The organism is Lactiplantibacillus herbarum (assembly GCF_001039045.1).
Classification (GTDB): Bacteria; Bacillota; Bacilli; order Lactobacillales; family Lactobacillaceae; genus Lactiplantibacillus; species Lactiplantibacillus herbarum.
Window position 1 is genome coordinate 54115 of record NZ_LFEE01000018.1, and the last position, 13077, is coordinate 67191.

At 44.5% G+C, this 13077-nt stretch carries 9 protein-coding genes; 4 read left to right on the top strand and 5 right to left on the bottom strand.

Features of this window, described 5'->3' with window-relative positions:
- The first annotated feature begins 482 nt into the window (after positions 1-482).
- The 4 genes from ACG95_RS05340 (at position 483) to ACG95_RS05355 (ending at position 5506) form a co-directional block, all read left to right on the top strand.
- The gene (locus tag ACG95_RS05340) at positions 483-1832 is read left to right on the top strand and encodes a replication-associated recombination protein A (RefSeq protein ID WP_047999527.1); all 1350 of its coding nucleotides are present in this window, start codon (positions 483-485) and stop codon (positions 1830-1832) included.
- Between the two features lie 190 nt (positions 1833-2022).
- Positions 2023-2709 carry a response regulator transcription factor gene (locus tag ACG95_RS05345; protein WP_047999528.1) on the top strand — a complete coding sequence of 229 codons (687 nt, stop codon included), beginning with the start codon at positions 2023-2025 and terminating at the stop codon, positions 2707-2709.
- Positions 2709-4346, top strand: coding sequence for a HAMP domain-containing sensor histidine kinase (locus tag ACG95_RS05350; RefSeq protein ID WP_047999529.1), 1638 nt, complete (start codon positions 2709-2711; stop codon positions 4344-4346). Before ACG95_RS05345 ends, ACG95_RS05350 begins: the two co-directional genes overlap by 1 nt.
- Before the next feature lie 191 nt (positions 4347-4537).
- Entirely contained in the window at positions 4538-5506 is a 969-nt protein-coding gene (locus ACG95_RS05355) for a UbiA family prenyltransferase (RefSeq protein ID WP_082137308.1), read from the top strand.
- A 54-nt stretch (positions 5507-5560) separates the two neighbouring features.
- Here ACG95_RS05355 and ACG95_RS05360 read toward each other — a convergent pair whose 3' ends face one another.
- The 5 genes from ACG95_RS05360 to ACG95_RS05380 all read right to left on the bottom strand — a co-directional run bounded on the left by ACG95_RS05360 (position 5561) and on the right by ACG95_RS05380 (position 12701).
- Positions 5561-8740 (bottom strand): AAA family ATPase, encoded by a 3180-nt coding sequence (locus ACG95_RS05360; protein ID WP_047999530.1) that lies wholly within the window; start codon positions 8738-8740, stop codon positions 5561-5563.
- A 2-nt stretch (positions 8741-8742) separates the two neighbouring features.
- Complete coding sequence (locus ACG95_RS05365; RefSeq protein WP_047999531.1) at positions 8743-9924, bottom strand: exonuclease SbcCD subunit D; 1182 nt, start codon at positions 9922-9924, stop codon at positions 8743-8745.
- A 150-nt stretch (positions 9925-10074) separates the two neighbouring features.
- Positions 10075-10620 carry a serine O-acetyltransferase EpsC gene (gene epsC, locus ACG95_RS05370; protein ID WP_047999532.1) on the bottom strand — a complete coding sequence of 182 codons (546 nt, stop codon included), beginning with the start codon at positions 10618-10620 and terminating at the stop codon, positions 10075-10077.
- Positions 10620-11762, bottom strand: coding sequence for a trans-sulfuration enzyme family protein (locus ACG95_RS05375; RefSeq protein WP_047999533.1), 1143 nt, complete (start codon positions 11760-11762; stop codon positions 10620-10622). The genes epsC and ACG95_RS05375 overlap by 1 nt, the downstream gene beginning before the upstream one ends.
- 27 nt (positions 11763-11789) lie before the next feature.
- Entirely contained in the window at positions 11790-12701 is a 912-nt protein-coding gene (locus ACG95_RS05380) for a PLP-dependent cysteine synthase family protein (protein ID WP_047999534.1), read from the bottom strand.
- Between the last annotated feature and the right edge of the window lie 376 nt (positions 12702-13077).

A 13077-nucleotide genomic window follows, 5' to 3' on the forward strand; every position in this document is an offset into this window, starting at 1 on the left:
CTGAGGGGACCGGACTAAGCCTGAGAAGCGGTCTTAGTCCTCGCCTTGGTCATTGGAAAAACACCAATGACCAAGGACGTCCGTGCCATAACTCCAGGAAATCGCCGGACTAATGGCACCTTCACAGCATCGCTAGTACTGCCCACCTCCGGCTAAACTTGGTTAATACTCACAATAACTAATAACTAGGTTGACTTTGAACTTTTCGGGATGGTCTTTAAGATCTTTCGAGATTGAAATTAGGTTGTCCTTAGGTCTTAGAAGTATTTCTTTAGTTGGTAGCAGAAATAAGAACTGACAATCATTTTTATAATATGTGATCGTTAATGTCAGGACTAGCTAGTCGTGCACGTTTTATTTTGATTAGAACGTATGTTTGCGTTAAAATGGTATGTGACAATTATCTAATAATGACAATAAAAATTTGGAAGTTTTAAAAGACTAAGAAGCAGTGAACATATTACTTAAAATGGGGGTGCCCAATGCGGCAAGAATCATTATTTAATTCAGAGAAAACCGATAGTAGTCCCTTAGCATACCGGGTACGACCTGTGTCACTGGATGGATTCAAAGGACAAGATCATCTACTGGGACCAGGCAAACTGTTACGACAATTGATTGCTCAGGATCAATTGCCCTCACTGATTTTCTGGGGACCACCTGGCGTTGGTAAAACAACCTTAGCGGAGATTATCGCCCAACAGACGAAGTCCCATTTCATTACATTCAGTGCGGTGACTAGTGGTATCAAAGAAATTCGGCAAATTATGGATGAAGCGGAAGCCAATCGCGACTTCGGTGAGAAGACAATTGTATTTATCGATGAAATCCATCGTTTCAATAAGGCCCAACAAGATGCTTTCCTACCCTACGTTGAACGGGGGAGTATTACGTTAATTGGGGCCACTACTGAAAACCCATCATTTGAGATCAATGCCGCGCTGCTGTCACGGTGTAAAGTGCTGGTGCTAAAAACACTGACAACCGTAGCGCTTGAACAGATTTTGCAGGGAGCCTTGGCTAGTCCGAATGGTTTTCCTGAGCTTGATATCAAGTTGCAGCCGGACACCTTAGAATTGATTTCAGAATTTGCCAATGGTGATGGTCGGATGGCGTTGAATACGCTAGAGATGGCAATCTTGAATGGGGAGCGTGAGGGACAGCACGTCACGGTAACGACGGCTGGCTTATCACAACTCATTAATACGAAATCTTTGCGATACGATAAGCATGGTGAGGAACATTATAATATTATTTCTGCGTTGCATAAATCAATGCGGAATAGCGATGTTGATGCCGCAATTTACTGGTTAATGCGGATGTTGGCCGGTGGGGAAGATCCGTTGTATATTGCACGCCGGTTGATTCGATTTGCCAGTGAAGATATTGGCCTAGCTGATCGGCAAGCGTTACCGTTGACGGTCGCTGTCTTTCAGGCCTGCCAATTGATTGGGATGCCTGAATGCGACGTCAATTTGACAGAGGCGGTCACGTATTTGGCATTAGCACCCAAGTCGAATGCACTCTACGCTGCCAAAGCTGCGGCTCAGGCTGATATTCGAACAACGGGAAATTTACCGGTGCCACTCCAGATTCGTAACGCACCAACCAAATTGATGAAGGATCTAGGTTATGGCGCGGATTATCAGTATGCGCATGATACGACTGAGAAGTTAACGGATATGACCACGATGCCAGCAGAGCTGAGTGAACGCACCTACTACCAGCCAACGGATCAGGGCCAAGAAAAGACCTGGCAACAGCGGTTAGCAGCGATTAAACAGTGGCATACGCAACATCCACAAGCAAATAAGCCGAATTCTGAGGCTTAAAGATTGCAATTCCCTAAGAATTCACTAAAATTAGAATTGAGTGAGGAACTGTCGCTAGTTGGGGTGTAGGAAATTCAGTGTTTTCATGTTAAAATAACATGTTGTACTAGGTTAATACTGATTAGTAGTCATTGATCGCTAGTTCATAAGGATTTTAGATAAGTTGAATATTAGGAGTGACTAAAAGTAAATGAGTCGAATATTAATTATTGAGGATGAAAAAAACCTCGCACGCTTCGTTGAATTAGAATTAAAGCATGAAGGTTACGACATTCAAGTTGAATACAATGGTCGTAAGGGTTTGGATGCAGCGTTAGCAGAAGATTATGACGCTATTCTATTAGACCTAATGTTACCTGAATTAAACGGTTTGGAAGTTTGTCGTCGTGTTCGCGAGGTCAAGAACACCCCAATCATCATGATGACTGCGCGTGATTCCGTAATCGACCGGGTCTCAGGGTTAGATCATGGTGCTGACGATTACATCGTTAAGCCATTTGCCATCGAAGAATTATTGGCACGTTTACGCGCCTTACTTCGTCGGATCGACCTTGAAAGTGAACAACAAAGTACAAAACAAACCACTGTCACTTACAAGGATTTGACGATTGAAAAGGAAAACCTTGTCGTTAAACGTGGCGATGAAGTCATCAACCTGACTAAGCGGGAATATGAATTATTACTAACATTGATGGAAAACATCAACGTTGTACTAGCGCGTGATGTCTTATTAAACAAGGTTTGGGGTTACGAATCCGAAGTTGAAACTAACGTGGTCGATGTCTATATTCGTTACTTACGTAATAAGATTGATCGTCCGGGTGAAAAGAGTTATATCCAAACTGTTCGTGGGACTGGTTACGTGATCCGGTCTTAATGACAGAACAATCGGGTCCTCAGGCGACAGCGCCACGGCACCGTTGGTCATTAAAAGGAAAGTGGGCGCTCGGGACCGCAATCGGAACCGCGCTCATTTTTATTTGCTTTTCTTTACTGGTTTATAAGAGTTTCACGAACCTCTTATTACGCCAGGAACAACGGGACGTTGCCAATGCCGTCACGACCGTTCAACAGTCACTGCGAACGGAGTCGAAAAAGCTAACGATTTCTTCGGTTTCCGCAAAGTTACAACCAGAAGCGAGTGTTGAACCAGCTAGTAGTATGAGCGAACGTAAGACTGGGGCAATTCAGAGTAAAATCTTTTCGGATTCAGATTTAACGGCGTTATCACGGACTAATTTAGCTGTTACGGTTTATGATCCGCACGGGATGACCTTGTACTTATCGCGCAAGGATGCTCATGAATTTAGTAAGAGTACCACTCGTCAGATTAAGGTGATTGGTCATGGAAATGACGCTGAATTAGTCGGACGCGCACCTATCTATGCAGCCAATAACCACCGCTTGATTGGTTATACGCAGGTTACCGATAACTTAGATGAGTATCACGCGACGACGCAAAATCTTATTTGGATTTTTATTGTGATGACGATGATTGCCATCTTTGGGGCGGCGTTATTGGGTTACTTTTTAGCGGCCTTTTTACTACGGCCGATGAGTAAAATCAGGGAGACCATCAACGCGGTCAATGAAGATCCCCAAACAGATTCACGGGTACCTGAACTTAATCGTAACGATGAGTTGTCTGATCTGGCAATGTTGTTCAATGACATGCTAGATCAGATGCAACGTTATATTAATCAGCAACAGCAGTTTGTTGAGGATGTTTCTCACGAATTACGGACGCCAGTAGCAATTATTCAAGGACACATGGAATTGTTGAATCGCTGGGGTAAGGATGATCCGCAGGTCTTATCTGAATCATTAGCAGCTAGTTTATCTGAAACGAAACGGATGCAGAGTTTAGTTCAGGAAATGTTAGACTTGTCACGTGCTGAACAGTTAGAGATTAACTTTGGCCGTGAGACGTCGGATGTTCAGAAAATGGTGACGCAAGCGTTTAATGACTTCAAGATGATTCATCCTGAGTTTCATTTTACGTTTGATGATGATGTTCATAAGCCTGTTTACGCACAGATTTATCGTAACCACTTGGAGCAATTACTGATTATCTTACTGGATAATGCGGTGAAGTATTCCACTAAGCGAAAAGAAATTCACTTGTCGTTATCGACAGATTATCGCTACGTGGAAGTTGCGGTCCAAGATTTCGGTGAGGGAATCTCTAAGGATAATCTCAGCCGCGTCTTTAACCGTTTCTATCGAGTTGATAAGGCTCGTAGTCGCGATAAGGGTGGTAATGGGCTAGGCTTGTCGATTGCGCAACGTCTGGTTGAGGGTTATCACGGTCAGATTAGTGTTGAATCAGTTGTGGGCCAAGGCTCAATCTTCAGATTCCAACTACCAATCCTTCGTGATCCACAGTTGTTAGCGACTGCTGAAGCAGAAACTAATGATGTTGAAAAGATCGCCAAGTCGGAATTACCTGCTGGCATTAGACGTGCCACTAGTGATCAAGACGAGGCGCCATTGAATGACCATGAACATGATTAAGCGTTAATTTTCGGGACTGTGATGAAAGTTGCAGTTCTTTTTTTGTGCGCTAGATGATGTATTATTTAGATGTGCACTACAATAGTCAGGTTTCAATTGCCTTATAGCACGCTACTGTTTTATTTATAGCGTTTTCACAAGCCCTATTCTTTGGTATAGTGGAAGGGTAGTTAATTAATCGGGGGGCGAATTTGTTGGCAAATGAATCAGCTTATCGGTCGATGACACCCAAGATCTTTTTTGAGTTTATTCGACTGAATGCTAAAGCGGCCAGTGTGGTACCTTATTTCATTGGCGTGCTGTTTTCAATCTATTATTTTCATGAGTTTCACTGGGTCAATTCTTTAATTTATTTAATCGCACAGGTGGCCATCGCGTTATTTGTGACGGGATTCAATAACGTTCAGGATTACTACTTAGCGAAGGATATTCATTATCGCGATACTTATAACATCGTAGGGCGTGAACATTTATCGCCACGTCGATTACTCCGTTTGACGTTAGCGATGTTAGCAACTGCAATTATTTTGGGTCTTGTGCTCGTTATTCAAACGAACTTGCTATTGTTGTTCATGGGTGCGGCGGCAATTGGGGTCGCTATTTTCTATACGTACGGTCCGGTACCATTTTCACGTTTTCCGCTGGGTGAACTATTATCCGGCTGTGTGGAAGGGTTTGGTGTTTTCTTTCTGAGTGTCTACATGAACGTGGCGACACCAGAATTAGCAGGCTTTACGTTTGACTGGCCACATTTTGCACTGGTCGGTAATCTTGAAAATATCTTAGTGATGATCCTCGTTGGGATGCCCGGAATATTTTTAGTGGCCAATATCATGTTGGCAGATAACATTTCGGATCTAGAACAAGATATTCGTAATGAACGGTACACGGTTCCGTACTATATCGGTCGTAAACCGTCACTACGGTTGTATGATTGGCTAGCCTTGCTAGGCTACGTTCCTGTAATTATCAGTGTTATCTTGCAAATTTTGCCAGTTTATCAGTTATTGGTCTTACTGGCCTTACCTAAAATCATCAGTAATATTCGGATTTTCAACGCGGTTCAGAATAAAGAAACCACGTTTAATACGGCACCACAAAATTTGATGATGTTTCAGGGGATGCAACTGTTAGGGTTGATTCTGGGAATTATCTTTTAAATAGACAGAAAAGCGCGCAATCAATTTGATTACGCGCTTTTCTTTTGAATACATTTATTTACTAATTAGTTGTATCGTACTGCGACCATCGCCGAGCTTTTTCAGGCGAACTTGCTGACCAATGGTGCGTTTCATGGATTCGATGTGACTGATAACACCGACCATCCGGTTCTCACCGATCATTGCAAGGGCCTGCATGGCTTTGTCCAAGGTCTCATCGTCCAGTGAGCCGAAACCTTCATCAACAAAGAGGGCGTCAATCTGAACACCGTTAGCGGTTGATTGCACGACCTCACTTAATGACAGTGCGATCGAAAGGGCGGCAATAAACGTTTCACCGCCAGACAGGGTGTTGGAAGAGCGGGAATTACCTGTCTCGTTATCATACACGTTGATATCCAAACCATGATCGCTACGATTGTCGGAAGGGTCATCCGCTAGCTCAAAAGTGTAACGGTTATTGGATAATAGATTGATAAAATGAGCGTTAGCGTAGTTAAGAATGCGCTGCAAATAGTTTTGAACAACGTAGGTTTCAAGTTTCAGCTTGTGGTCATTACCATCTTTACCGGTAACGATATTGTAAAGACTAGTTAATTCCGCAAAGCGTTTGGCAAAATCACCTTGTTGTTGGATGATCAGTTGAACCTTATCGTAACTTGTTTGAGCACTAGTCAAGGCAGTTTCCGCTAAAGCTTGAGCGCGAATTGCTTCGTCTTTTTGAGCTTGTTGTGTGGTTAACGTTGCTTGTAGGGCAGTCAGATCTGGCTGCTTTTGATCATGCAACTCGGATTCCAACTGCTTGATTTCGTCGCTCAGGCGTTGTTTGGTTTGACGATACTTAGCAAGATCTGCTTGAAGATTTCCAAGTTGGCCTGCTTCAAGTTCTGTAATCCACTGATCAAGGACGGCTGGTTCCGTTGTCAGTGCGTCCGGAGCAGCTAATGCTTGATTCATATTTAGTGTTAACGTTTCAAGAGATTTTTGATTGGCTTGCAACTGCTTTGTCGTATCTTCTAACTGGGTCTGATATTTGAATAGGTCCAAGTGACTAGTTTGTTCGTTATCAGTAGCTTTTTTAAGTTGGTCCTGATAGGCTTTGAGTTTATCTGATAACTGATTTTTTTCAGCAAACAAATCTGAGCTAGCTAACTGATCAGGTCCGATTTCAGCTGATATCTTAGTAAGGTCAGCTTGCTTTGTCTTGACTTCAGTTTGTACCTCAGCTAGTCGCATTTTAGTTTCGTTCAACTGTTGTGATTGAGTTTGAGCATCGAGCTTTAATTGTTCAATCTTTTGTGCTAATTGCTGGGCCTGATTAAGTTTAGTTGTGAAGTCCGTAATCTTAACCGTGAAGGCCTTTTTAAGTGTCTCTAAATTATAATCGGCGGGTAGTGATAGGTCACTAGTCGTTAGTAATTGTTGGTAGGTTGTATCTAGTTGATGAGCAGCGGTATCAGTTGCAGTAGTTGCGTTTTCAACTGCTTCTTTCAATTGTTCAATCTGTTTTTGAGTGCTATCAACCGTTTTTCTAGCTGCTGCTAGCGTGTTCTGGGCATCGTCTACGTCTTGCATAGATTGTCGTAGTTCAGCCTCGTCAGCACTGATAGTTGCCAGCATGTGGGAATGATCAGTAGAGCCACAGACGACGCAGGGTTCACCGTCAACCAATTCCTGTTGCAACTGGGCGATCATTAAAGCTTGCCGATTTCCTTTTTGAACTTTAAAAGCTGCTTCAGCGGTCTGGCGAGCTATTTTTTCAGTTTGCAACGTTTCTTGAAGGTCAGTCAATTGCTGTTGCGCAACTTGTTGATCTTTAACGCAACGTTGATACTGGTTGTCGAGTGGGGTCATGGTTTCGACAGCGTGTTCTTTTTGTTGTGTTAGCGTATCTTTAGTTTGCTGTAATTGTGCGACATTTGGCAGTGTAATTGTTTGAGCCGCAATGGTTTCTTCAAGTGTTGTTAAAGCTTTTTGTCGTTGCTGCGCAGTTTCTTTAAGTTGCGTCACAGTGGGTTGTAACTTAGCTAACTGGGTGGTCAAGCTCTCAACTTGTTCGACACGTGGTATCAAGGTAGCGAGTGTATTGATACGTTGCTGCGCCAGGGTCATATTATCGGCCTGATCAGTTAGCTTAGTTGTGATGATTTTGGCCTGCTGGACGGCTGCCTTGGCTTCATCAACGTGACTTTGTCCGGCTTGCTGATTCGCGGTGAGCTGAGTCTGCTCTTCTTGGCGCCGTTTGATTTCAGTTTTGGTTGGTTGCAGTGCCTGTGCCCAGGTTAAGCTAGCCATATGGTGTTTTTTAACTTCAATCTCGTTAGCAGGGACTGCAACTTCTTCTTGATAACTAGCTTTAGTAGTTGTAAGTTTTTCGAATTTTTGTTGAAGTTCGCGAGCGGCCTGGGTTTCCTGTTCAGATTTTTTGACCAAAAGGCTGACATCGTCTGTTTGCTTAGTGGCCGTAGCCAAGTGAGTTTGACGATCAGTCACAAATGTTTCTAGCAGAGTTAACTTTTGATCATCCGCGACATGCTGTAACTGTTCTTGCTCCTCAGCTAGCCATGTTGCTGCACCGTATTCAGCTTGTAAAGCGGTGAGAAACTGGCTACCAGTTTTGCTTGCGTCGTCGTACTCAGTTTTTAATTTAGCTGTGAAATTAGAGTAGAGTTGGGTGCCGAAAATCTTTTTGAGAATCTTTTCTTTATCAGCTGTTTTGGACTTTAAAAATTCTGAGAAGTCGTTTTGAGGTAATAAAATGATCTTTTTAAACTGATCGGCTGTAAGGTGTAAAATCGCAGTGATTTCTGGCCCAACATCAGCTGGTTTAGTTGCAATGCTTTCCGTTTCGACACCACCAACGGTTTCGACTACGGCAAGTTTAGCCGTACTGGTCTTCTTAGTTAGTCCGTGACCGCTTTTTTTAGCTAGAAATTGTTCTGGCGTTCTGGTGATTTGGTAGAGTTGATTGCCTTGTTCAAAGTAGAAACTAACTTGAGTGGCTTGATCAGCGGGAGCAAATTGACTTCGCATTTCCTTAGCGGCACGGCCCTCGCTACCGTCATTAGTGGTACTACCGAATAAGGCGAAGGTCATGGCGTCAAAAATAGTCGATTTACCGGCACCAGTATCACCGCTGATTAAAAAGATGGGTGCGGCTTCCAACTGGCGAAAGTCGATAATTGAATGTTCGTGGGGACCGAAATAATTCATTTCTAAATAGACGGGTTTCAAGCTTATTCCTCTTTTCTTAAGTCGACTAGAATCTGATCGACCAGTTGCTGTTGATCCGTGGATAAGTCATTACCCGTGATCGAATGAAAGAATTGATTGACGAGTTCGTCGGGACTGAGTTCGTCAATTTTGCGGGTCGTTTGTTCATCAGTAGTAGTTTGGCGATCTTGATAATCCAATTCAACGATAGTGCCGTAGATCTGCTGCAATTGGGCCCGAACGTTGAGGTGCCGGGAACGGTCGAAGTTGGTCACTGTGATAGCAAACCAGGCTTGTTCAAGCGGCTGCATCTGGTAAAATGCGGGATCGATCAGGGTCTGCCAATCCTCTTTGAGCGCGACTAAGTCAGTCTGTGGTTTTATGGGCATGAATTCACGACTGATCGCGTCATCAGTGATGGTGACGATGTCCACACCTTTACCATGAAATTTCGAGTTAGCTTCTTTGACATTGAATTTCACGGGGCTACCCGCATAGCGCATCCGTTCTTTATCAGGTGAGGCAAGCCGGGTATGAATGTGGCCCAACATGACGTAATCAAACTGATCGAATTGATCTGTAGTCAACGTGGCTAAACCACCAACCTTAGAAGTTGTCTCGCTAGTAAGATCGAGTTCGGTATCAAGTTTGGGTGTTACCGTGAAATGAGTAATCAAAACGCGACGTTTATTGGGATCAAATAGTTGTTTTAAATCAGTTAACACGAGATCCATGGCATCGTTGATCGTATGGATCGCCTTGACCTCTTGCTCAGGTAAGCCCTGTTTTTGGTAATAGACCCGCGCGTCGATGGGATCAAAAAAAGGTAGCATGAAAATTTGTGCGTCAGGGGTTTCGATGGGTGTGAAAGCTTCTGCTAACAAGGTGTTCAGATACAGATCTGTGTGAGCGAGCCATTCGCGACCGTAGTTAAGCCGTTTAGCACCGTCATGGTTACCCGCAATGGCGTAGATTGGCAAATGGTGTTCGATATTGATGGTCTGTAGCATTTGATCAAGGGTGGTTACCGCATCCGTGCTAGGGACAGCACGATCATAGATATCACCAGCAATGACGATACCGTCAACGTGTTCTGCCAGTGCAATCGCCATAATTTGTTTAAAAGCAGCCTTTTGCTCGTCTAATAGTGAATAGCCGTTGAGTGTGCGGCCAATGTGCCAATCGGCAGTGTGCAATAGCTTCATGAAAATCCTCCTTTGAATTCTTCTTTACCATTATCGCATATTTAGGGGGTTCTTTTGAGTTTGCTAGTCCATCGTTTGTCATAAATTCTCAAAAATGCTGTCACCTTGTAAATACGCAAACAGGCCTGAGAAATATCTCAGACCTGCAACTTAATTAGTTTTTAGTTGTAAGTTTTGGTAGGTGTGCAATCCGGCATGAATAATGCGCGCTGGATTACCAACCGCAGTCGTAAAAGCTGGGACGTCATTGAGCACAACGGCGGCAGCACCAATTTTGCTGTGCCGACCGATCGTAATGGCGCCTAATAACTGGGCGTGAGCGCCGATGTAAGCACCGGTTTGGACGTGCGGATGACGATGACCAGTTTGGCCGACAGTACGAGCTCCCAGCGTAACGCCGTGTAGAATCGTGACGTCGTCTTCAATGATTGCGGTGGAACCAATCACGATGCCATGACCGTGATCAAAGAAGACCCGCTGACCAATCTGAGCGGCGGGATGAATCAAAATTCCTGTTCGTCTTGCGGCGTGCTGACTGATTAATTCAGCGAGTAAACTTAGGTGATGTTGGTAGCAATAATGTGCGACCCGGTACCAAGCTAGTGCGTGTAATCCCGGATAAGTGAGCATGACCGTCAGTAAATTAGTTGCGGCGGGATCACGGTCTAAAATGGCTCGGGCAGTCTGCCACCGCATTAATCAGTGACGCTAGCAAAACCCCGGTCAAGGTCGGCTAGTAGGTCAGTAATATCTTCAACGCCAACGGAAAGGCGAATTAACTCGTCCTGAATCCCATTTTGGATGCGGATATCACGTGGAATTGCACCGTGGGTCATCAGAGCAGGAATCTCAATCAAGCTCTCTAAGGCACCTAAACTTTCAGCTAGAGTGATCACTTCTAAATGTTCAACGAAAGCCTTAGGGTCCATCTGTGGTTGTAATTCAAAGGAGATCATCGCGCCAAAGCCGTTCATCTGTTTCTTAGCCACGGCGTAGTCTGGATTATCGGGATCGCCAGGGTAGTAGATCTTAGCGACACCAGGTTGAGCCTTGAGGTAATTGAAAATCTGCTCAGCGTTGGATAGGTGTGCACGCATCCGCAAGGCCAAGGTCTTCATCCCACGTTGTAAGAGCCAACTTTCCTGTGGTGCCAAGATACTACCAATAGCATTTTGTAAGTAACCGACCCGTTCGCCGAGTTCGGCATCTTTTGTGACGACTAATCCGCCAATGACATCGCTATGACCACCTAAATATTTAGAAGCACTGTGAAGGACAATGTCGACACCAAGGTCTAAGGGGCGTTGAATGTATGGTGAAGCAAAAGTGTTGTCGATGATACTGAGTAAGTCGTGTTTGTGACCTAGCTTGGCGATAGCTTCAATATCGGTAATGTGCAGTAACGGGTTGGTTGGTGTTTCAAGGTAGATTGCCTTAGTAGCAGGAGTTATTGCTGCTTCAACAGCGGTTAAATCACGAGTGTCGACCGTTGTAAAAGTCATACCAAAACGTTTGAGGACGCTGTCGATCAAGCGGAAAGTCCCACCGTAGACGTCGTTACCAACGATGATGTGATCGCCGGCAGCAAAAAGTGAAAAGACAGTGTTGATGGCAGCTGAACCGGATGCGAAGGCAAAACCAGCCGTTCCGTGTTCAAGGGTGGCGATTAAGGCTTCAACCGCCGCGCGCGTAGGGTTACCGGTACGTGAGTATTCATACTGACTTTCGCCAATTTTAGTCTGATGGAAAGTGGATGCCATGTAGATGGGAACTGAAGTTGCACCCGTTGTTGGATCTTCGCTAATACCGCCGTGGATTAATTCTGTATCAAATTTCATAATTAAATTCCTCACTTTGATTGTTTTTTAGTTTGAGTAAATATTTTGACTAAGGTAACGTTCACTACTATCTGGAAAAACAGTGACGATGGTACTGTTGGCAGGTAGGGTGGCCGCTAATTGAAGGCTAGCTGCTAATGCGGCGCCACTGGAACTGCCAACGAATAAGCCGTGGTGGCGTGCAAGCTGTCGAACTTGGGCAAAAGCATCGTTGTCACTGATGGTTAACGTTTGGTCGATTCGTAAGTGTTCAAAGAACGGCGGGATGAATTCGACGCCAATGCCTTCAGTACGGTGTGCGTGAGCTGGACCGCCGTTTAAAATTGAGCCCGCGGGTTCCACCACGATTGCTTTGGTAGCGGCATCCTGTTCCTGTAAGTAGGCGGCGATGCCGGCAAAGGTACCACCGCTGCCAGCGCCAGCAACGAATGCCGTGATTGGTTGTGATAAGTCAGCAATAATCTCAGGCGCTAAGCTGTGGTAGTAAGCCGCTGGGTTAGCCGGGTTTTTAAACTGCATGGGAACGTAGCTATTAGGAATCTCTTGGGCTAATTGTTCAGCTTTCTTAATGGCACCCTTAATTCCTTGTTCACTAGGCGTATGCACGATTTCAGCGCCGAGTGCTTGCATCAGAACTTGTTTTTCCATGCTGAATTTCTCTGGTACGACGAGAATGGTCCGAAGATCGTGAGCTTGAGTCGCTAATGCTAAGCCGATACCGGTATTCCCAGCAGTGGGTTCAATAATCGTGGTTGTGTTATTGATGTGGCCACGTTGGATACCATCCTGAACTAAATAGGCGCCTAGGCGATCCTTAATACTGCCACCGGGATTAAACATCTCTAGCTTGGCGTAGATATGACTGCCGTTTGGGACGGTGACTGGTAAGTCGATCAGTGGGGTGTTGCCAATAAGTTGTTGAACGTGATTGATTAACATGAATCAGCCTCCAGTTGAATATGGGTCGGGGTGAGTATACAAAAAGGGCGCGAGAATTCAGCTGAATTCCTCGCGCCCTTAGCAATGACCAGACCATGCTGGACATTGCTTTTTAGGATTACCCACCGTAAAAAGTCAATGCTTAACAGGTCGAACATCGCTGAAAACGCGCGGTCCGACAACAACAGTTATTATAAGCAGTGAAATTAAATTGTGACATGGGTAAGCCTCCTCTTTATTAATTGGCTCTAACTATACAAGAAAGAATTGTGTTCGTCAAATTAAATTTATTAATTAATATAATATTATGCATGTCGTAGCTAACATTTAGTTGATTGTCCGATTGTGTTATATATGCGGATTTATCCGCCTACCG

Coding starts and splice junctions, on each gene's coding strand:
- ACG95_RS05340 (WP_047999527.1), top strand. CDS start 483: ATGCGGCAAGAATCATTATTTAATTCAGAGAAAACCGATAGTAGTCCC.
- ACG95_RS05345 (WP_047999528.1), top strand. CDS start 2,023: ATGAGTCGAATATTAATTATTGAGGATGAAAAAAACCTCGCACGCTTC.
- ACG95_RS05350 (WP_047999529.1), top strand. CDS start 2,709: ATGACAGAACAATCGGGTCCTCAGGCGACAGCGCCACGGCACCGTTGG.
- ACG95_RS05365 (WP_047999531.1), bottom strand. CDS start 9,924: ATGAAGCTATTGCACACTGCCGATTGGCACATTGGCCGCACACTCAAC.
- epsC (WP_047999532.1), bottom strand. CDS start 10,620: ATGCGGTGGCAGACTGCCCGAGCCATTTTAGACCGTGATCCCGCCGCA.
- ACG95_RS05375 (WP_047999533.1), bottom strand. CDS start 11,762: ATGAAATTTGATACAGAATTAATCCACGGCGGTATTAGCGAAGATCCA.
- ACG95_RS05380 (WP_047999534.1), bottom strand. CDS start 12,701: ATGTTAATCAATCACGTTCAACAACTTATTGGCAACACCCCACTGATC.